Annotated in this window: 19 protein-coding genes; 1 reads left to right on the plus strand and 18 read right to left on the minus strand. The window is 50.3% G+C overall.

From position 1 onward, the window contains the following. Window positions 1-62 precede the first annotated feature (62 nt). The 6 genes from GRF59_RS10630 to GRF59_RS10655 form a co-directional block, all read right to left on the minus strand. Window positions 63-1,817 carry a sodium:solute symporter family protein gene (locus tag GRF59_RS10630; RefSeq protein ID WP_160497532.1) on the minus strand — a complete coding sequence of 585 codons (1,755 nt, stop codon included), beginning with the start codon at window positions 1,815-1,817 and terminating at the stop codon, window positions 63-65. Beyond that, entirely contained in the window at window positions 1,814-2,683 is an 870-nt protein-coding gene (locus GRF59_RS10635) for an alpha/beta fold hydrolase (RefSeq protein ID WP_160497533.1), read from the minus strand. Before GRF59_RS10635 ends, GRF59_RS10630 begins: the two co-directional genes overlap by 4 nt. A 299-nt stretch (window positions 2,684-2,982) precedes the next feature. Further along, a complete protein-coding gene (locus GRF59_RS10640; RefSeq protein WP_160497534.1) occupies window positions 2,983-3,384 on the minus strand; it encodes a response regulator in 402 nt (133 codons plus the stop codon). 221 nt (window positions 3,385-3,605) lie between these two features. Beyond that, complete coding sequence (locus GRF59_RS10645; RefSeq protein ID WP_160497535.1) at window positions 3,606-4,283, minus strand: Na-translocating system protein MpsC family protein; 678 nt, start codon at window positions 4,281-4,283, stop codon at window positions 3,606-3,608. A gap of 171 nt (window positions 4,284-4,454) precedes the next feature. Next, on the minus strand, window positions 4,455-5,543 hold the full coding sequence (locus GRF59_RS10650; RefSeq protein WP_160497536.1) for a DUF4349 domain-containing protein: 1,089 nt from the start codon (window positions 5,541-5,543) through the stop codon (window positions 4,455-4,457). 129 nt (window positions 5,544-5,672) lie between these two features. Further along, window positions 5,673-6,425, minus strand: a complete 753-nt coding sequence (locus tag GRF59_RS10655) for an SDR family NAD(P)-dependent oxidoreductase (protein WP_160497537.1) — start codon at window positions 6,423-6,425, stop codon at window positions 5,673-5,675. A gap of 362 nt (window positions 6,426-6,787) precedes the next feature. On the opposite strand from GRF59_RS10655, the gene GRF59_RS10660 reads away from it, so the two are divergent. After that, entirely contained in the window at window positions 6,788-7,441 is a 654-nt protein-coding gene (locus GRF59_RS10660; protein ID WP_160497538.1) for a TetR/AcrR family transcriptional regulator, read from the plus strand. Between the two features lie 153 nt (window positions 7,442-7,594). Here the strand turns inward: GRF59_RS10660 and fba are convergent, their stop codons facing one another. The 12 genes from fba to GRF59_RS10720 all read right to left on the minus strand — a co-directional run bounded on the left by fba (window position 7,595) and on the right by GRF59_RS10720 (window position 20,293). Further along, the gene (gene fba / locus GRF59_RS10665) at window positions 7,595-8,461 is read right to left on the minus strand and encodes a class II fructose-1,6-bisphosphate aldolase (protein ID WP_160497539.1); all 867 of its coding nucleotides are present in this window, start codon (window positions 8,459-8,461) and stop codon (window positions 7,595-7,597) included. Window positions 8,462-8,597: 136 nt separating this feature from the next. Next, on the minus strand, window positions 8,598-9,581 hold the full coding sequence (locus GRF59_RS10670) for an ROK family protein (protein WP_160497540.1): 984 nt from the start codon (window positions 9,579-9,581) through the stop codon (window positions 8,598-8,600). A gap of 70 nt (window positions 9,582-9,651) precedes the next feature. Beyond that, the gene (locus tag GRF59_RS10675; protein WP_160497541.1) at window positions 9,652-10,446 is read right to left on the minus strand and encodes a DeoR/GlpR family DNA-binding transcription regulator; all 795 of its coding nucleotides are present in this window, start codon (window positions 10,444-10,446) and stop codon (window positions 9,652-9,654) included. Window positions 10,447-10,467: 21 nt separating this feature from the next. Then, the gene (locus tag GRF59_RS10680) at window positions 10,468-11,529 is read right to left on the minus strand and encodes an SIS domain-containing protein (RefSeq protein WP_160497542.1); all 1,062 of its coding nucleotides are present in this window, start codon (window positions 11,527-11,529) and stop codon (window positions 10,468-10,470) included. Window positions 11,530-11,740: 211 nt separating this feature from the next. Beyond that, complete coding sequence (locus GRF59_RS10685; RefSeq protein ID WP_160497543.1) at window positions 11,741-12,700, minus strand: ROK family protein; 960 nt, start codon at window positions 12,698-12,700, stop codon at window positions 11,741-11,743. A 34-nt stretch (window positions 12,701-12,734) separates the two neighbouring features. Continuing rightward, window positions 12,735-13,442 (minus strand): copper homeostasis protein CutC, encoded by a 708-nt coding sequence (locus tag GRF59_RS10690; protein ID WP_160497544.1) that lies wholly within the window; start codon window positions 13,440-13,442, stop codon window positions 12,735-12,737. Further along, a complete protein-coding gene (locus GRF59_RS10695; protein ID WP_160497545.1) occupies window positions 13,439-14,896 on the minus strand; it encodes a leucyl aminopeptidase family protein in 1,458 nt (485 codons plus the stop codon). Before GRF59_RS10695 ends, GRF59_RS10690 begins: the two co-directional genes overlap by 4 nt. A 59-nt stretch (window positions 14,897-14,955) precedes the next feature. Continuing rightward, window positions 14,956-16,383 carry a dipeptidase PepV gene (pepV, locus tag GRF59_RS10700; RefSeq protein ID WP_160497546.1) on the minus strand — a complete coding sequence of 476 codons (1,428 nt, stop codon included), beginning with the start codon at window positions 16,381-16,383 and terminating at the stop codon, window positions 14,956-14,958. Beyond that, window positions 16,370-17,404, minus strand: a complete 1,035-nt coding sequence (locus tag GRF59_RS10705) for an ABC transporter ATP-binding protein (protein ID WP_160497547.1) — start codon at window positions 17,402-17,404, stop codon at window positions 16,370-16,372. Before GRF59_RS10705 ends, pepV begins: the two co-directional genes overlap by 14 nt. Continuing rightward, the gene (locus GRF59_RS10710) at window positions 17,404-18,414 is read right to left on the minus strand and encodes an ABC transporter ATP-binding protein (RefSeq protein ID WP_160497548.1); all 1,011 of its coding nucleotides are present in this window, start codon (window positions 18,412-18,414) and stop codon (window positions 17,404-17,406) included. Before GRF59_RS10710 ends, GRF59_RS10705 begins: the two co-directional genes overlap by 1 nt. A gap of 12 nt (window positions 18,415-18,426) precedes the next feature. After that, a complete protein-coding gene (locus GRF59_RS10715) occupies window positions 18,427-19,353 on the minus strand; it encodes an ABC transporter permease (protein WP_160497549.1) in 927 nt (308 codons plus the stop codon). A 4-nt stretch (window positions 19,354-19,357) separates the two neighbouring features. Then, a complete protein-coding gene (locus tag GRF59_RS10720) occupies window positions 19,358-20,293 on the minus strand; it encodes an ABC transporter permease (protein ID WP_160497550.1) in 936 nt (311 codons plus the stop codon). Between the last annotated feature and the right edge of the window lie 85 nt (window positions 20,294-20,378).

Below are 20,378 nucleotides of genomic sequence, written 5' to 3' on the forward strand. Positions count from 1 at the left end.
AAACTAGAGGTAATATGCCACAGTCCAGGTAAAGTTATGTGCCCTCCATCCTTCTATCCGGATTAATTCCGGCGCATATGCTTGTACACCCGGTAAGTCAGGAATATGCACAGACCCGCCGTAAACAAACTCATCGCATAGAATACGCCGTTAGTAATCCAGGCACCGCTGCCGCTAAGCGGAGGAAAGGCTGTTTTGGTGCCTCCGGACAGCTTCTTATAAATGCCGATAGCCGCAAGCACACCCCATATGATTCCAAACACCAGCAGATCCTTTTGCGAGGAAAGCTTGCTTTTTTGTTCGAACATCGCCTTGCATTCCGGTGACATGACATCGCGTTTCTCAGGATTGATCAAGCTCACACCGATATACAGCACTAATGCCAGCGCGATGCTCCAGAAAATGACCGGGATGCCGAAGTACCCTGCGCCGCCGCTTGCTGCATAAGGCCCTCCCACATTGATCATCATGAACAGGGTAGCAGCCGATGTAATAATACATCCCCAGAATGCTGCAGCTTCCGTTGTTTTTTTCCAGTAGAGAGCAAGCAGCACCAGCGGTGTCAGCGCCGAGATCATAATGATCTGCATGGCCACAGCCGCCATCACGATGCCGTTGTTGGAGATAAATGGCGTAAATCCAAGAGCCAAGAGTCCGATGGCAACCGTAATGATGCGCGTGAGTCTAAGCTCCATTTTCGTGCCGATATTCGGTTTCACGCGAAGAATGATATTTTTAACGATGATGCCGCTGCCCGCGTTCAAATATACGGATATGGTCGACATCGCCGCCGATACGACAGCAGTTACAACCAGTGCCGCTCCGACGAGAGGAAGGATTTCGCGAGCAAGACGAATCACGACCTCGTCCGTATTGATGAGTCCTGGAAGCAAAATGGCGCCAAAGCCGCCGAGCAGAACGAGAATCCATGCGTTAAACCAGTCCACCATTGCATAGAAATATACGCTTTTCCGGCCGTCCTTCAAGGTTTTCGCCGCCAGGGAGCGCTGAATGAAGCCCAGATCGATCGGAATCCAGAAGGAAGTTGCCATGATAAAAGCAATCAGCCCCATGATCGTTTGTCCCGGAGGCAGCGTGAACAGGTCTGTGAAACCAGGGAACAGAGTCAGCCCTTTGCTGGCATCGGTCAGATTAAAACCAGTATCACCCACATATTTGGATAAAAAGTCGGTAAACAATCCGTATTTGGATGTAATCATAAAGAACAGTGTACCGACGCCCAACACGATGATCAGCATTTGGGCCGCATCGGTAATGACCACGGCCCGCAGACCGCCTGACATGGTATACAGAATCGTAATGATCGCAATCGGTGCAATCGTATACTGCCAAGGCACACCGATGATAACCTCAAGTACGAGGGATACGCCGAACAAAGACATGCCGACGATAAAAATCCCCCATACGACTTGCCACAATGAGAGAACGATTTCAAGTCTGCGGCTGTTGCCGAAGCGGGCATTCGCGAGATCGCTGATGGTCGTCAGATTCATCGAACGCAGCCGCACCCCGATCCGGGAGAGCAGCAGCACGGATATCGTCTCGGATGATAAGCTGGACCAGAATACATACGTAAAACCGATAGAATAGGCAAAGCCCGGCTGCCCCATAACGGTGGCTGTATTGGCTACCGCCGCCGCAAAGGTAAGCGATAATACGTACCATGGCAAATTGCGGCCCGCAAGGATATAATCATCCAGCGTTTTGATCTGCTTGGACATTCGAAAGCCGATCAGCAGCAGTCCCGCAATATAAATAGCCATGACAATCAATATTACAAGCGTTTCGTTGCTCAAGAAACCTCTCCCTCACTTGTCAGAAAATGTGCAGTCGTCTTAATAAAATCATCTTGTTCTTCAATAAACGGCATATGGCCGCTGTGTTCAAAAATACGCAGTTGGCTGTTCGGCAGCAAACGCTTCATCTCTTCCGCCTGGGAAAGAGGCGTCACCCAATCATAACGGGCACCGATAATCAGTGTGGGCACATTACAGGAAGGTAGCTCCGGGCGCACATCGTATTCCGGCATAAAATGTTTGAAGGTATAGTTCGCCACTTCCAGTGCACCAATCGGACGGTTACCGGTTTCTCTCATAATCTGCTCATCCTTGTGATGGAAATAGAGCGGGAAGCAGAGATCCCACCATTCGATCAAATGTTGCTCATCGCGGATACGTCCTTCGAATAATTCGGGAATGACCTTCAGCTGCTCCTCGGTAGCGGTCTTGGAAGCAAACTCCATGGCGGCCGGGTAGAATTCCTTACTTGGAGCCGTGCACAGAAGCACCAGCTTGTTCAATGAAGCGGGATAACGGGTAGCATATACTTGCGCGACCATCCCTCCGAAAGAGTGGCCCATTAAATGGATTTTCCCAAGGCCTAAATACTTGCGGAGTGCTTCAATGTCATCGGCAAGCTGCTCCAGCGTACATGTATCCGGGTCAACACGCTCGGACTGACCGTTTGCACGCTGATCCAGATATACCAGCTGCACCACATCTGAAAGCGGTGTCAACCATGGTTTGAAATCAGAGTGATCGCTTCCCGGTCCCCCATGAACGACAAAGCATACCGGTTTGGCAACCATCCGCTCCCCATCCGGTACATAACCCGATCCTTCCACGTCGAAGTAAATCTTCACCCCGTTAATTTGTGCAAACATTTCTTCACTTCGCTTTCACATAAAATTCGTTTTATTACGACTTAATTCGACAGTATTCTCATAGGAATAAAGTAAATGTTATGCGTGTACCCGGTTATTGTCAACTAAATAATATGAATTAAAGACGAATCTTGCTTCTTCTTGATTCCAAGATCCGTGCAGGAAAGTGTTCCTCTTCTTCAGTTCAATTCAGTAATAAGCCACGTTTAATTCTAAAAGGGCATATCCCCGCCGATCAGCGGAAGGACATGCCCTTTATCTCAAGTGCTCTTTTCTATTGTTATATGAATGCTGCGGAATTATTCTTCCCTGCTTACGGCTGCTTGCTTGATCAGTTCCTTAACCCTCTCCAGAAAAAATTTAAGATTGATCGGCTTCGTAATGTATTCTGCGAATCCAGCTTGAAGGCCGCGGGCCACATCAGAGTCCATGGCGTAGGAGCTGACGGCCACGATTGGAATATCCCGGGTATCCTCTCTGCTTTTCAAATAGTCTAATGCTTCATAGCCATCCATCCCTGGAAGCTGTATGTCCATGATAATTAAATCCGGCCGATCCTGTCCCAACAGTTCGATCGCTTGTTCAGCCGAATCAGCTTTTAATAGTCGAATTTGGGGGTATTTTTTGAAAATATGATGCATAAGAGCCATATTAATCGGATTATCCTCGACGCATAATATGATGTATTGATCTCTTCTCATCATTCCCCTCCTTCCTGTAAGAAAAACTCTATCGATGCAAACGATCACATTAGAAAGACTGCGCGAAGCAGAAGTTTTTCTTGCAATGATAAACACTGTACTGGCCTTGAATAAATCTTTTTCCCCATAAAAAAAGCCAAAGAAAGAGCAGTCCGCTCTCTCTTTGGCTTATGTTCAGCTCATGTAATCACATGTCTGACTCATTCCTGCCAATTAAAAAACTAATCCTGAAACAGGCATACAATCACGCTTTTATCGCGTTCAAAATCCCAATCCACGTATAACTCCGTCAGCTTTCGTCCCACCGCTGCACTGATTGCCGTTTCCTCCTCAAAATATCTTTTCTCCAGCTTCCGTTTCGTGGTGCGCAGCACCTCGTCGTATCCAAGCTGGATCATTTCCTTTTCGATGAGAATCAGCAGGCCTTCCCGAATCACAACCAACGTCTTCGGGTTAACCCACCAGGAGTATACCTTGTCGGGCCTCTTCTGTACAATGCTGGTCACCCGATGAATTTGATTATGTATTTCGTCTCTTCCATTATATATTTCCGATATATGCGAGTGATCTGCGAAGAGTCCAACGATGATTCCGGACGCGTCATGCAGTCCCCAGTCGTAATAAAGATCATCCAGCCTTATATCCATCTCCCGCTCGAGATATGCCGTCAATTCAGGGAGCAATGATTGCATCATCAGTTCCCGCGTATAACGGAATACCTGCTCTTCCTTCTGATTCAGAAGAAATTGTTCCACGGGACCGATAAAATTCCGTAGATGCAGCGTGATGCATTGGTCGTTCACCGACACGTATATCGATTCAGGACCTTTTCCGAATCGATCTCGGAGAAGCTTGGCGGTATAAGAAGCAATCTGATTGGTATGATCTGTTGTGTACATATGAATCTCTCCTTATAATAATAGTCCAATAAAGTGGCTAAAGCAATTCATTTTCGAAGGATCATCCGCTTTCGTAGCATGCTCCGTCTCTAGACGTATATACCCAAAAAATAACCGCACACAATCAGATTGTGTACGGTTATTCCTTATATCCATATAATAGCCGTGAATTTATTGCTCATCCTCCGGCTTATCGTCTATAGCTTTTTCACCAATTGGGTCAGGCTTTGAACCAGCGTTCAGCCGTTTGCGTTTTTCTGCCGCTTCCTCCTGATGACGTCTTCTCGATTTTCTGACCAGCCAAATGACCAGCAGCACGATAGCCGCAACGATCAGAATAGGCAGAGAGCCGGATAAGATGACAACGATCCATTGAAGTACGAGCGTGACGACATCGATACTGCCTTGAAAAGCGCTCGAAGCACGCTTGCCCAGAGGCGTCTGAATGCTCTTCTCCTTCTCTTTGGCCGGCTCTTTAATCTCTTCATAGATCCGGATTTCTACGGTTGAATACGACACATTCTGGTTGATATACCGCATTCGTCCCTTGATTTGTTCGATTTCAGTTTGAATACGCTCAAGCTCATTGGCGAAGGAGACCAGATCATTCGTCTTGGTTGCTTTTTTCATAAACGCCACATACTGCTCCTCCATAACCTGCTTCGCCTTCAATCTGGATTCCAGGTCAACGTATTCCTCCGTTACATCCTGGCCTTCAATGCTCCGCTGCAAATTAACATGTTTGATTTTCTCAAGGCTGCTCAGAAATGGGGAAAATCCGGTCGCCGGAACTTTAATAACGAATGTGCCGCCTTTTTCGCTGATGGACTGGGTTTCGCTGAAATTAACGATATATCCACCGGCCAACGCGACCATGTTACGGACTTCTGACTGTGACTGATTGTAATCCGAAATCTCCATCACAATATTAGCTTTGTACATGAGTTTCTTGTTCAGACCGCTGGACAGGTCCTGGGAATTGAAACCTGATGAAGTCCCTGAAGAGGTTTGTGAGGAAGAATCGGGAAGCTTGGGTTCTGTACTTGCAGGTGACTCTTGTTTACTTTCGCTCTCTTTCGGAACCGCCTCATTTGTACTGAGAGAAGCCCCGTCCTCCGCCGTGCTTGCCTGATCCGCTACGGATGTCTCGACGGCCCTCGATTCCGTCCCTGATGCCTTATCCTCCGACCCTGATGAGCAGCCGCTGACCAGCATCACAATCAGCAATAGAACAGCAAACCATGACCCCCATTTTTTCATAAACAGCCCCCCTGAATTATGGTTATTTTCTCTTATAATTACTAACGAATCCATCATTTGGAAGGTTGCAGGTACACAAAAAAGCTCCCCGGGAAAATCCCGAAGAGCTTTGCTTCTTATTAAAAGAAATTATCTTGCAGACACGCCGCCGTCGATGGCAAGCTCAGCGCCAGTGATAAAGGAAGATTCATCGGAAGCCAGGAACAATACGCCTTGCGCGATGTTTTCCGGTTTACCCAAACGAGGGAGCGGAGTGTTGGACAGGAACCATTTGGTCATGTTGTCATCGGAGAGCAAGTCTTTGGTCATTGGAGTTTCAATATAACCAGGATGGATCGAGTTACAACGGATGTTGTCTTGACCGTAATCGATGGCTACGGCTTTGGTCAACATACGAACCGCACCTTTACTAGCGGTGTAAGGACCCGCGCCGTTGCTGCCTGTCAGGCCAGCGATCGAAGAAATGTTGATGATGGAACCGCCGCCGTTCTTTTGCATGACAGGGATGACATGCTTCAGTCCGAAGAATCCGCCTGTCAGGTTAATCGACATAACCTTGTCCCAATCCTGGGCAGTCGTATCCACGAGCTTCTTAGCCAGAGAAATACCGGCATTATTGACGAGAACGTCGACTTTGCCCCATTTTTTTACGGTTTCATCCACGATATGTTGCCACTCTTCTTCAGAAGTCACGTTATGGCGGAACCCAATAGCTTCGCCGCCGTTTTTGTTGATTTCTTCAACGACCTCATTGACTTTATCTTCCTGAATGTCGGTCACAACGACCTTTGCTCCTTCTTGAGCCAAAAGCATAGCATCCGCTTTACCCATGCCGCCTGCTGCGCCTGTTACGATTGCAACCTTGCCAGATACTCTACCCATGATCAAAAACTCCCTTCAATTATAAATACTGTGTGTTATATAAAATGAAATAAAGCTTGCTCTGCCTACATTTCTTTATTCCAATTTATATAGAATGACCTCTTTATTCCGAAATATTTGTACAAATTTTAAGGATCCGGGTACAATATTCCGGAGTCGTGATATAATGACTATCATTACGATATTGATTATATCACCACTTCAAAACAATAGCAATGCCATAACATACAGCGAAACAGGATAACATTTACAATTCATTGACTTTCCGGATTTCGTCTGATAGCATTCTAAAAAATCAAGCGGTACACCAAGCACTGTATTATAATAAGTAAGAATTCTTTTCAGAAGGTCGTGAACGTACTATGGATCCAAAAAGCAGATGGGAACAGGAGCGCCAGGAAGCCAAGCAGCAGCGGGAAATCAGCATTGTCGAAGCTGCCGAGCGTGTCTTTGTTAAAAAAGGATTGGATAAAGCCACCATGCGCGACATTGCCGCCGAAGAAAATGTAGGCATCGCGACGGTGTTTCGATATTTTCCTAAAAAAGACCGGATCGTCGTTGCCGTGGCATCGAGAATTATCGAAATGGAGGTCGAGGCATTCAAGTCGATTTCAGAACGAGCCGAAACAGGGATTCGGAAAATAGAACTGCTATTCGACCACTTTATCGAGGACACTTCCTCTGCCTATATTAACCGCAACAAGCTAATTGAAGCTTTTGAAAGCTATGCAGCACAGCAGACCGAGCCCCTGGATGGAATTGAGGAATATCATCAGGTGACCCGCAAGGTATACGGCATCTTTAAAAATATTATTCAGGAATGCATCAATGACGGTTCCATCCGTTCCGATATTCCTGTTCACGAGACGCTGGCTACGCTGGTGAATGCATTGGGCATGTTCTCCAAAAAGCTGTCGCTTCAGAGCAATATCGTTATGTTTGAGGCTGACCCGGACATGCTCATCCAGCTTACGATCGTAAAAAATATTTTTTTGGACTATCTGAAGCCACAGTAAATCGAAATACAAGAGAAACGTCTATCGACGTAATCTCATAAAATACAGACCGCTTTTGAATGTAGTCTATCATCTTCAAAAAAGCCTGCCTCGCCCTGATCTGAAATCAGGAGGAGACAGGCTTTCATTATGCTATCGTACGTATTCTGCTGATTAACGGAAGTCGCTTGCGCGTCCGACACAGCCGCAAAGATGCATTTTTTCCATGGCTGCCTTTTTCAACGCTTGCTTTGCAGGCACCATGTATTTACGCGGATCGTTTTCTTCCGGATTTTCGGCGAAAACCGCTTTGATCGCGTCGGAGAAAATAATGCGCAGTTCCGTGGCTACGTTCATCTTGGCCATGCCAAGCGATACGGCACGTTTCACCTGCTCCTCAGGAATGCCGGAGCCGCCATGGAGTACGAGAGGTACGCTTACCACATCGGCTATGCGTTTAATACGGTCAAAATCGATGTTCGGCGTTCCCTTGTAAATGCCATGTGCCGTTCCGATCGCCGGAGCGAGCGTATGAACGCCTGTGCGTTCCACAAACTCGGCACATTCGGCCGGATCAGCCAGCAGCGCGTCTCTTTCATCCACGACGATGTCATCCTCAACGCCGCCCACTTTGCCAAGTTCCGCCTCGACGTTAATGCCGATGGCATTGGCCGCTTCCACGACCTTCTGTGTCGCTGCCACATTTTCCTCAAAAGGTGAATGGGAAGCATCGATCATGACAGACGTGTAGCCTGCGCGGATGCAGCTCATGATCACGTTAAAATCGGAGCAGTGGTCCAAATGCAGTGCGATCGGCACGCTAGAGCGGTTGGCCGCAACCGTTGCCGCTGCAGCGATGTAATCCGCACCCAGATGCTTCACCGTACCTACCGTGGACTGAATGATCAGAGGAGATTGCGCTTCCTCTGCCGCCTCAACCACTGCCTGAAGCATTTCTAGCGTATGCACGTTAAATGCGCCGATGGCATATTTATTTTGTCTTGCAGTTTGCAATAAAGAAGTAGAAGAAACGAGTGCCATGTGAATTTCCCCTTCATGTTTGGATTTACGATAAATGTTAGAAGTGCTTGTTTATAAAATGAACTAAAGTTTCACCTTGCTTCCCTTGATTCCACACGGAATACAGGCGAATTGCCTTCCCTTTCTTTAGTTCAATTTATTTCGTTGCGGCGATATGCTTTTGTTTGGCATACATTGCGCTTCCCGTTACACCGGCATCGTCGTTGTTCAAAGCCGTGACCACCTTCAGTTGGTCCCGGTAATCCGGCAAGATCCGGCTGAATAATTCTTTCTTCAGCGGTGCCAGCAGGCGATCACCAGCCAAAGCGCCGCCGCCGCCCACAATAATCAGTTCCGGACTGACCATTGACACGGCGTAAGACAAGGCGCGCCCGAGCAAAGTTCCCGCCTTTTCCATAATCAATTTGGCAAATGGATCGTCCAGGTCGTAGGCACGTGATAAATCCGCTGCGGACAGCTCCTCCAGCTTTTCTCCCGGAAACCAGCTATGAAGAATCGAGGGCTCTCCCGCGCGAAGCGCCTTCTTCGCCTGACGCACCATCCCTGAAGCCGAAGCGAAGGTTTCAAGGCATCCCTCCAAACCGCATGGGCATGGATCGGTAAGACCTTCCATCACAATATGCCCGAGCTCTCCCGACATGTTGCGAAAGCCGTAAAAGAGTGCGCCGTCGTTCACCATGGCGGAGGCAATGCCGGTGCCTACCGTAATGCCAAGTACGTCTTTGTAGCCCTTGCCCGCTCCATACATGGCTTCCCCGAATACGTATGTGCGTACATCGTTGTCGATATAAACGGGGAGATTCAACCTCGCTTGGAGCCTTTGTACCGCCGGCAGATTCCGCCAGCCGAGATTGCCCGCGAATCGGGCAATTCCTTCTTCCGGATCAACAAAACCAGGCAGTCCGATGCCTGCTGCGGTGACAGAGATGCCTGTGCCTGATTGCTCGGCATAGGCAACCGCCGCCTCCTCAATCATGGCCGCGATTTTTTCCAGGACCGAATCCGGCCCCTTCGAGACTTCCGTCGCGCGCTTGATTTGATACACGACCTCGCCGGAGGAGGTGACCAAACCGCATACAATGTTGGTCCCGCCAACATCCACGCCAGCATATACTTCCATCCTTACACCCGCCCTGCATTCATCAATTTTATTGCAATCAAGAAGATGAATAATGATAACTTACTTCATATTATTTAGCGGTCCCGGTCACGAAGACGTTCACTTGCTCCGACGTCAGACGTGCACGGAGCTCATCTCCAGGCTCTTCATCGGTTATGATTCCGTATAGGGCCGTGACTGGAGCTACCTGGAACAAAGAATTGCGCCCGGCCTTGGTATGGTCAAATACGGCGATCGTCCGTTCCGTCCGTTTCATCATCAATTTGGCCGTATTTGCCTCCAGTTCCGAGTACGTGCTGACTCCTTGCTCCACTGAAAAGCCGTCAATACCCATGAACATCGTGTGGATGTTCAGTGCTTCCAGCGTCCGCTCGGCAAGCGGCCCGCACAGCTCGAAGTTCTTGCTGCGAAGCATGCCGCCGGTAAGCACCACTTGTACATCCTCATTTTCAGACAATTCCATCGCTATGTTGACCGCGTTGGTCACGACGGTGATATTGCGGCGGTTTTTAAGCGCTCTGGCGATCAAATAGGTCGTCGTACCGCCCGTTAAACCAATCACATCCCCTTCTTGCACAAGGGATGCCGCAAGCTGCGCAATGCTCTCTTTTTCCCGGTAGAACTTGTTTTGCTTTTCGTGAAATGGAATCTCCCTTCCGGAGACCAGCCCTGCAGGCTTCGCTCCACCGCCCATCGTCCGGATCACCCGACCTGCCTTTTCCAAAGCTTCCAGGTCCCGTCTGGCAGTAGCCTCCGAACATTCAAAATGCTGGATGACCTCCTGAAGAGAAATAGAACCGTACTGTAGGATATATTCATATATTTGTTCCTGACGTTCTTCTTTCGACCCATTTCGTTCACGCAAAACTGTCTCGCTCCTTTGAAATTAGATTTTGACCACTTGGGTCAAATTCCGCGGGCTGTCCGGATTTCTACCTTCCCGCAAGGCTGTGTAATAACCGATATATTGAACCAGCGGCATATTGAGGGCCGCTCTGGCTTCATCGCTGAGATTTTTTCCACCCGTGGCAAAGACCAGATCCGCAAAGGAAGTATCTTCTCCCGCTTCAGCCGTCACAATCACCACATATGCGCCGTATTCCTTCATTTCCTGCGCCACTTTCACTTCATAGGCTCTGGCATTCTCGGACAGGAACAGGCATACCATCGTGCCAGGCTCCACAACCGATTTAGGACCATGCCGGAATTCCATTGTACCAAAGCTTTCCGTCCAGACACAGGACATTTCTTTTAATTTCAGGCAAGCTTCTTGAGCCAGACCGTTATATGCGCCCATGCCAAGATAGATGAACTTGTTCAGCTCGGGATGCCCGTCAATAACCGATTTGGCTTCCGCATCGCCCTTGGCCACAATATTCTTGCTGAGCTCAAGCACTTCCTTCAGCTCGGTAAGATAGGCATCGCTTCCCGCCGCTTTCGCCATGGCTGCCTGCACCATGAAGGTCATGCTGCTGAAAGATTTCGTCATGACGGTGCTTTTTTCCTTGCCCAGCGGTGATACGAGACACGGCACATTCTTCGCCATGGTGCTGTCTTCATCGCAAGTCACGCCGCAAGTCGTCCAGCCGGCAAGATCCTTCACGGAATCCAGGGCCAGGATCACTTCGGATGATTCTCCGGAACGGGAAATGCCGACGAGCAGCACTTCTTTCTTCGCTGCAACCGCCTGCTCTCTAAACAGATAGATTTCGGAAGAAGGATGCGCGCTTGCGCTCTTTCCTGTCCATTTGCGGAAAGTGCTTGCCGCTGTCAACGCTAGATAGTAAGAGGTCCCTGATCCGATAAAAAGCACCTCATCATATTTATCGCTCTTAAAAAATTGATCTACCCAATCCTGTTGCTGCTCAAGCTGCTTCCAAGCGGCCGCAAGTGCTTCGCTTTGGCCTCCAATTTCCGGATACGTCAATACGCCATACTGTTCTGACACTAAATATCCACCCCAGTCGTTAATAATGTATTGATGACGCGTTATAATGACATTATATTTCACTGATGTGAAATATTCAATCATATATATGAAAAATAATTGCAAAATATTTAGAGCTATCTTGTCATATTCAAAAAAAAGAGATGCTGGCAAGTTATGATAACTTACCGCATCCCTTTGGATTATTCGATTTCTCTCCTGTAGTATTGCTTTATTGATGATCAACAAATAACGCCGCAGCCCCGATGATACCCACATCGTCTTTGAGTTCTGCCGGTTTGATCTTACATGTTCCCCGGTAGGGTTCCATGACCAATTCCTCGGTCTTCTTAAGCAGCGGTTCAAAGAAGGCCGCTCCCGCTCTGCTGACGCCGCCGCCGATCACGATGCAATCCGGATTAAAGCTATGAATGATATTCGCAAGCCCCAGTCCGGTATAGTGAATGACCTGCTCCAATGTTGCGTTGGCCAGTTCATCCCCCATGCCTGCAGCCTGGAACACGTGCTTGGCACTCACGGGAACGCCTTCTGCAGCTGCCAGAGTGGTCATTTGCGAGGCTGCTGCCGACTCGGCAATCGCCTCATTCGCGATACGGGCAATTGCCGTTCCGGAAGCATAGGTTTCCCAGCAGCCCCGCTGACCGCAACCGCATAATGCTCCCCCGGGATCAATAACGGTATGCCCGAGTTCACCTGCAAAGGAGCTTGTTCCAAGGAACAGCCTTCCGTCCAGTACAAGACCAGAACCAATTCCCGTGCTCAGAGTCACGTAAACCATACTTTGCGATCCTCGTCCCGCTCCATATACATATTCGCCCCAAGCGGCGGCATTCGCATCGTTAATCAAACGTACCGAAATACCTAACCTTTTCTCTAGCTCCGATTGCAAGGAGATACCATCCCAGTCCGGCAAATTGACTCCATTCAGAATAACGCCGTTTTTGCTGTCCACCATGCCCGGCGAAGCCACACCAACGCCGGCGATCTCATGCTGTCCGCGGACTTCTTCAATGGTATCCACGATGGTTGAGATGACTTCCTTCGAGCTTTGGAGTCCCGCAGTCGCCTTCTGGCTTCGAGCCAGAAGGCCGCCGTCCTGATCCAGCATCCCCGTTGCAATCTTGGTTCCACCCAAGTCCACACCGATAACCGCTCTGTTCTCTTTTTTCATTGTTGTATTCACCACAATAGTCATCATTATTTATCTATCCCGTCATTCCTTGATGTAGATCATGAATAATCTGTTTGGCAGCACGAACCCGACCAGGATCCACAGGCTGTAGGTTATCCCCGTTCATGCGCAAAGCCGATCCAAAGTGGACCTCCTCCACGCCTGTCGCTTCTGCAAAATCCTGAAGTACAGGCACGGAAAGGCCATATCCCGCTAAAATGCAAATTCCCGTGCTTTGAGCGGCTTCTGTCAGTCTTTTGATCTGTGGTACAGATTTCGGGGCCGGCAAAGGACCGCCCGAAGTCAAAATCCGGTTAATTTGCGGATAGCGAGCAAGCAGCTGCAGTGCAGCAAGCTGGTCCTCGATCTCGTCAAATGCCCGGTGGAAGGTCACGTTAATGCCTGCCACATCCTGAAGGAGCAGATCCAGCGCCGCTGTATCGACCTTTCCCTCGGAAGTGAGCGCACCAACCACGATCCCTGCCGCTCCGCTCTCCTTGATAAAAGCGATATCCTGCTGCATCGTTTGCAGGTCATTCTCATCGTATACAAAAGACTGACTATGAGGACGGACCATCACATGAACCGGAATATGTAAATGACGCACCGCTTCCTTGATTAGCCCGGGTCCCGGGGTGAGCCCCCCCTCCAAAATCCCTGTCACAAGCTCAATCCGGTCTGCTCCGCCCTGTTCAGCCAAAAGCGCGTCCGTCAAATTCGTTGCGATGACTTCCAGCTTCATGATTTCCCTCCTTTACTGCTTGCCGTTATCTGTTCGCGCACAAAGTCGGCAAGCAGTCTAACGCCATATCCGGTTGCTCCCGTCACTTTATAGCCGCGGCTCGCCGGAACCTGTACGGTATTAGCCATGTCAATGTGGCACCAACGCGCTTTAGAATCCACGAAACGTCGCAAAAACAGTGCCGCCATGTTGGCTCCTCCATATGGGCTGGACGCGAGATTGGCCAAGTCCGCATATGGACTGCTAAGCAGCTCCTCATCTTCATCCACTAACGGTAACTGCCAGATCCGGTCGCCGTTACGTTCCCCGATCCGCATAAATTGCCCCGCATACTCATCATCGCCCCATATGCCTGCAACCTTCAGACCTAGTGCATGTCCTACTGCACCTGTAAGGGTGGCCACGTCAATGATCTGCCGTGCTCCGCTGCGAATAGCATGAAGGATTGCATCTGCCAGAATCAGACGGCCTTCGGCATCCGTGTTCACCACTTGGACGCTGAGCCCGTTCGGATAGCGGACCACATCTGAAGGCAGGAAGGCCCCGCCATCCGGTACATTATCGGCAATCGGTATAAGTACGCTGATCCTTGCCTTGACCTCCAGGCGTTCAAGCATATCCATCGCACCGATGACGGCGGCTGCTCCGCCCATATCAAAGCGGGCATCGCTTAAATCGCGGGCGTTTTTCAGGTTCATGCCGCCCATATCAAACGTAATGCCCTTGCCGATCAGAGCCAGATGTTCGGCATCCGGATCTCCCGTATAGCTGATTTCAACCATGGCAGGCGGATACTTGCTGCCCGCACCCACAGCCAAAAGACCGTTCATTTGACGCTGCTTCAGCTCTTCGCCTTCATAGACATGGATCTTCACATTCCGTCCGTCAAAAACTTGACGGATGCGTGCGACAAAGGACGACGGATTCAGATCGCTTGCCGCTTCATTGCATAGATCACGCGCCAAAGACGTAGCCGCAGCACGAATCCGCCCAAGCTCTGCAGCAGAGGCATATTCCCCTTGCTGATCCGGACTCAGACGGACCCATTCGACCGGCGGCTGTTTTTCAACCATTTTATATTTATGAAAAGTATACGTTCCGAGCTCCCAGCCTTCGGTCCATGCCGCGACGGCTTCATGAGGCCATACGGTGGAACCGAACAGGTCTTGAAGTGAAGACGGATCGATTTCAGCCGTTGTCTTCCCGATCTCCTGAATCGCGCGTCCGGCGCTGCCGGCAGCTTCACGCAAAACTTCGAGGCTGAACTTGCCGCGAGCACCCAGACCGATGATTAAGATATCTTGTTCTCCGGAATTACGGCCGTAAAACCAGGCCTGAGCTCCACGTTCTTTCATGTTTGCGGAGATCGGAAGTCCGGGCACGTATCCTCCGTCACTGAATACCAGTTCAATCAGCACTTTAGCATGTTGCTCTGTTCCCGTTTTGATTTCCATCATCCATGCATCCCTTTGCAAAAGATTTTATATAAAATGAAATAAAGGATCATCTTTCTTTACAGATCCAGATTGCCCAGCTCGCTTACGGCCCTCGCGTATATCGCGGTGGATTTCAGCAGAAGCTCAACCTCCATATGTTCATTCGGTTGATGCGCCGTAGATTCCATCCCCGGGAACAGCGGCCCGAATGCGACACCCATTGGAAAATGAGCCGCGTACGTACCGCCTCCAGTGGACAGGAGCTTCGCTGGTTGGCCGGTTTCGGCTACGTATGTCTCCTGCAGGGCCCGGATCATCGGGTGATCCTCGGGTACATGATGCGGCTTCTTCAAACTCGGCGGCTCCGTCTCAAGTTGATAATCGGATATCTTGGATGAGATTTTCGCAAGCAGCTCATCATAGTTTCCGCAGATCGGAAATCTCAAGTTGATATGGAAGTACGTTTCTCCCTGCGGCTCGTATTGAAGAAGTCCGCTGTTGACCGTCAAAGGCCCGCTGATGTCATCTTCCATCGCAATCCCAAGAGCCCGACCGTGAACATCGTTGTACAGTAGCGTATCCACCGTTGACAGAAAGTGCCCCGCGCCGCCATTCCAGGCATAACCCTTCAGGAAATGGATCAAAGCTAGTCCCGCATTCATCCCCAGCTCAGGTTCCATGCCGTGAGCAGCTTTTCCTGCCATATGCAGAATGAGGCTATGCTCCTTCCATTCCGCTGTGCCGTGAAGCTTCATCTCGCTGCAATAAACGTCATACGCCTGAGCTAGATCCTTCAAGCGGTTCGGTTCGCCTGCAACCATAGCCTCGGCCGCTTCGGGAACCATATTGGCAACAACGCCCGAATGAAAAGAAACGAGCTCGAATTCACCCTTCATGTCTGCTCCAGGGCTTCCGGATGGAAACAGGATACGCGTGTTGATTTGTCCCTTTTCCGCGCAAACAATCGGAAACTCTGCATCGGGCGTAAAGCCGCAGGCCGGCATCGGTTCAAGCTCCTTGTACTTCTCCATGCATTGATGGGTCCGTTCTTCATCCGTCCCGAAAATCAGGCGGATCCGGTGTTTCAGCGGCAAGCCAAGCTCCTTGACGATTTTCAAAGCATAAAAGGAAGCCATGGCGGGTCCCTTGTCGTCGATGGCTCCCCGGGCATAAATTTTCCCGTCACGGATCGACGGCTCAAACGGTGGCGTGACCCAATCGCCCGATACAGGCACCACATCCAGATGACTCAGTACCGCGATGTAATGCTCGGCATCCTCCGGCCCGTATTCTGCATACCCTACTAGACCGTCATGATTGCAGACCCGGAAGCCCTCCGCCTCGCACAGCTGAAGCATATAGCGGAGCGCTTCGGCGACACCGGCGCCCATCGGCTGCCCTGGGGCAGCCGTTTCGGGATCATAGATGCTCGGGATGCTGAGCAGCCCTTTCAGATCATGGATTATGGCAGCTTTCCGGCTCAGTGCCTGCTCATACCAATTCATGATGATCAACTCCTTGGGAATCCGGTTTGGCAGCCGTTCCGGCCTGTTCGCCGTTGTAGAGATGGCAGGCCACATAATGTCCTTTGGATGCTTCTTGCCACTTCGGCGTTTCGGAGGCACATACCTCCATCGCAAACGGACAGCGGGTACGGAAACGGCAGCCACTCGGAGGGTTAATCGGGCTCGGCAGATCTCCCTGCAGCACCATGCGTTCCCGGCTGCGTTCCAGCTTCGGATCCGGCAGCGGAATGGCCGACAGCAGCGTTTTCGTGTAAGGGTGAAGCGGGTTATCGAACAGTTCGTCGCTTTCGCACAGTTCCACCATGCCACCCAAATACATAACAGCGATACGGTCGCTGATATGTTTGACCATCGACAAGTCATGCGCAATGAACAAATAGGTTAAGCCACGCTCACGCTGAAGCTTTTTCATCAGATTGACGACCTGAGCCTGAATGGAAACATCCAGCGCCGATATCGGCTCATCCGCAATAATAAAGCTTGGATTCACGGCAAGCGCCCGGGCAATTCCGATCCGCTGACGTTGACCGCCGGAAAATTCATGCGGAAAACGCTCGGCATGGCTGCGGTTGAGCCCTACTGTATCCAGCAATGCATGCACCATTTCAAGGCGCTCCTTGCGGTTTTTGGCTAACCCGTGGGCATCAATGCCCTCGGCAATAATGTCCGTCACGGTCATTCTTTGGTTCAGCGAAGCATACGGATCCTGGAAAATCATCTGGATATCCCGTCTGAGCTGTTTCATTTCGGACTTCGATTTGCTCCCGTGTATGGGACTACCCTTAAATGTTGCCGTGCCCGAGGTCGCATCATACAACCGGATCAGCGTACGTCCGAGCGTAGACTTGCCGCAGCCGGACTCTCCCACAAGGCCAAAGGTTTCTCCCGGGTAGATCTCGAAGCTGACATCGTCGACGGCTTTCAGAATCTGGCCTCTTCCGACATCGAAGTAACGTTTCAAATGGCTGACTTCCACCAGCGGCTTCTTCTCCGTATTCATTACCGTTCACCTCCTGCTGCAAGCGGACGTTCCACCTTGGGTGCTCTGCTGTCCTGCAGCCAGCATGCAGCCCGGTGGGTTCCTGTATGTTCCGTATATGACGGCATCTGTTCGTAACATATTTCCATCGCGTAAGGACAGCGAGCCGCAAACGGGCAGCCCTTCGGCGGATCGCTGAGGTCCGGCGGCGTGCCCGGGATGGCTTGAAGTTCATCGGATTTCTCATGCAACTTCGGCATGGAAGCCAGCAGCCCCCAGGTATACGGATGCCTCGATTCGTAAAATATTTCGTCGACCGTACCGGTCTCCACGATTTTCCCTGCATACATGACAGCGACTCGAGAAGCCATATTGGCCACGACGCCCAAATCATGGGTGATCAGAATAATGGAAGTTCCCATTTGATCCTGCAGCCGGTTCATCAGTTCTAAAATTTGAGCCTGGATCGTAACGTCCAGCGCGGTTGTCGGCTCATCCGCGATAATCACTTTGGGATTGCACGCCAGCGCAATCGCAATCACGACGCGCTGCCGCATTCCGCCGGACAACTGATGAGGATATTGCTTCAGCCTTTTTTCCGGATTCGGAATGCCTACCTGGTTCAGCAGTTCTACCGCTCTTTTCGCGGCCGCGTCTCTCCCCATATTCTGGTGTTTGCGCAGTACCTCGGTAATCTGTTTTCCGATGGTCATGGTTGGATTCAGCGAGGTCATCGGATCCTGAAAAATCATGGAGATGTCTTTTCCCCGAATATTCTGCATTTGTTTCTCGGGCAGAGATGCGAGTTCTTTCCCTTCAAACCGGATCGAACCGTTTTTGATTTTCGCGGACTTGGCGAGCAGTCTCATGATGCTTTTCGAGGTTACCGATTTCCCGGAACCGGATTCGCCCACAATGGCCAGCGTTTCTCCTTTGCCGAGGGAAAAGCTGACATCACGCACCGCCTGAACCTCGCCGGCATATGTGTAAAAGCTCACCTGCAAATCTGTCACTTCCAGCAAGCTGTTCATGGTCATTCCCTCCTATTTCCGCATTCTCGGATCCAGCGCGTCCCGTAACCCGTCACCCAAAATATTGAACGTCACCATAATCAGCACGATGACGATGGATGGATACAGCAGCAAGTAAGCCTGGGTATTGAGTGAAGCGAAACCGTCATTAATCAGTACGCCCAGAGATGACATCGGAGACTGAAGTCCAAGACCGATGAAGCTCAGGAACGCCTCGGTGAAAATCGCCGACGGAATCGTAAACATCGTATTGATGACAATAATGCCGATCGTGTTCGGAATCAAATGCTTCCATATAATGCGTGAAGTGGATGTCCCCAGCGTACGGGCGGCAAGCACGAACTCCTGCGATTTCAGCTTCATGATATGTGCCCGCACCAAGCGGGCCATATTCACCCAGCCCGTAATCGACATGGCGATCATAATCGTGATAATTCCGGGCTTCATAACCATCATGAGGAGGATGATAATGATCAAGCTCGGAATACCGGTCAAAATCTCGATGATGCGCTGCATCACGTTGTCCGTCCGGCCTCCAAGCAGCGCGGATACCGCGCCATAGGCCACGCCGATCACCAAATCCAGCGCAGCGGCGAGCACCGCGATGAGAAGAGAGATGCGCGTGCCTTCCCAAATTCTCGCCCATTGGTCGCGGCCGAATTTATCGGTTCCGAACCAGTGGTCCGCATTCGGCTTTTGATACACCGCACCGTAATCCGTATCGTAATAATTGTGATGGCCGATCCATGGTCCGATGATGGCTAGCAGAAGCATGATCACCAGAATCACGAGGCTGATGATGGCAGCCTTATTTTGTCTGAGGCGTCTCCAGCTGTCCTGAAATGCCGTGACCGATTCCCGGGAGATCTTTTCCTTATCATCAGGCCGGGCTGCAGCCGGTTTAAATAGAGCATCGATGTTTTGTGTGTCCTGCGGCATAAGCTCACCCCTTTCCTGAAGCCAGACGGATCCGCGGATCGACAAGGCCGTATAACAAATCTACTACAAGCATGACGAGCACATAGAAGGCACTATAAAAAATCGTAATCCCCATAATGGTCGAGTAATCGTTCATCTTAATGGAATCTACGAAAAGACTGCCGATTCCGGGAATCCCGAAAATGTTTTCAATGACGAGCGAGCCTGTCAGCAAATTGACGACAATCGGCCCAAGTATCGTAATGACGGAAATCAGGGAGTTGCGGATAACGTGCTGAAACATGATTCGCATCGTTCCCAGGCCTTTGGCCTTGGCAGTCGTTACATAATCCTGATCGAGCACTTCCAGCATTTCTGTCCGCACGAAACGTGCAATCAACGCGATAACCCCAACACACAGGGCAATGGACGGAAGAATCGAGCTCGGGTAGCTTTCCCAGAATGCCACTGGCAGAAGTCCCCATTTCAGCCCGACAAAATACTGCAGCAGTGCCGCCAGCACGAAGTTCGGAATCGAGACGCCGAGAACTGCGATAATCATCGTTGCATAATCCCAGCCGGTGTTATGCCGATAAGCGGCTACAATTCCCAGAATCATGCCGATGGCCAGTCCCAGCAGTACGGCTTGCAGGCCAATCAATGCAGACGGGAACAGACGGCTCGAGATAATGTCCTTTACCTTTTGCCCCGTGTAGAAAAACGAAGTACCCAGATCGCCTTTGGCCACATTTTTAATGTAATTTACATACTGCGTGAAAACCGGTTTATCCAGGCCATAGCTGGCATAGATCATCTGCTTTTGTTCCTGGGGAAGCTGGGCCAGCTTTTCTTCATCAAATGGTGTACCGGGTAGTGCCTTCATCAGGAAAAAGGTTACGGTGGAGATAATGAACAAGGTAAGAATCAGGTAAATAATTCGGATACCGATATAACGTTTCAATGTTGCACCTCCCGGAAGCGTGGGGAATCAATCTTGGTAAGGGGCGGGAAAGGAAAGAGAGAAGCAGCGCTTCTCTCCTCTCCCG

The organism is Paenibacillus dendrobii (genome assembly GCF_009807035.1).
GTDB classification, from domain to species: domain Bacteria; phylum Bacillota; class Bacilli; order Paenibacillales; family Paenibacillaceae; genus Paenibacillus_AQ; species Paenibacillus_AQ dendrobii.

Coding starts and splice junctions, on each gene's coding strand:
- GRF59_RS10640 (WP_160497534.1), bottom strand. CDS start 3,384: ATGAGAAGAGATCAATACATCATATTATGCGTCGAGGATAATCCGATT.
- GRF59_RS10655 (WP_160497537.1), bottom strand. CDS start 6,425: ATGGGTAGAGTATCTGGCAAGGTTGCAATCGTAACAGGCGCAGCAGGC.
- GRF59_RS10660 (WP_160497538.1), top strand. CDS start 6,788: ATGGATCCAAAAAGCAGATGGGAACAGGAGCGCCAGGAAGCCAAGCAG.
- GRF59_RS10695 (WP_160497545.1), bottom strand. CDS start 14,896: ATGGAAATCAAAACGGGAACAGAGCAACATGCTAAAGTGCTGATTGAA.
- GRF59_RS10635 (WP_160497533.1), bottom strand. CDS start 2,683: ATGTTTGCACAAATTAACGGGGTGAAGATTTACTTCGACGTGGAAGGA.
- pepV (WP_160497546.1), bottom strand. CDS start 16,383: ATGAATTGGTATGAGCAGGCACTGAGCCGGAAAGCTGCCATAATCCAT.
- GRF59_RS10715 (WP_160497549.1), bottom strand. CDS start 19,353: ATGCCGCAGGACACACAAAACATCGATGCTCTATTTAAACCGGCTGCA.
- GRF59_RS10645 (WP_160497535.1), bottom strand. CDS start 4,283: ATGTACACAACAGATCATACCAATCAGATTGCTTCTTATACCGCCAAG.
- GRF59_RS10670 (WP_160497540.1), bottom strand. CDS start 9,581: ATGGAAGTATATGCTGGCGTGGATGTTGGCGGGACCAACATTGTATGC.
- fba (WP_160497539.1), bottom strand. CDS start 8,461: ATGGCACTCGTTTCTTCTACTTCTTTATTGCAAACTGCAAGACAAAAT.
- GRF59_RS10690 (WP_160497544.1), bottom strand. CDS start 13,442: ATGAAGCTGGAAGTCATCGCAACGAATTTGACGGACGCGCTTTTGGCT.
- GRF59_RS10705 (WP_160497547.1), bottom strand. CDS start 17,404: ATGAATACGGAGAAGAAGCCGCTGGTGGAAGTCAGCCATTTGAAACGT.
- GRF59_RS10650 (WP_160497536.1), bottom strand. CDS start 5,543: ATGAAAAAATGGGGGTCATGGTTTGCTGTTCTATTGCTGATTGTGATG.
- GRF59_RS10710 (WP_160497548.1), bottom strand. CDS start 18,414: ATGAACAGCTTGCTGGAAGTGACAGATTTGCAGGTGAGCTTTTACACA.
- GRF59_RS10685 (WP_160497543.1), bottom strand. CDS start 12,700: ATGAAAAAAGAGAACAGAGCGGTTATCGGTGTGGACTTGGGTGGAACC.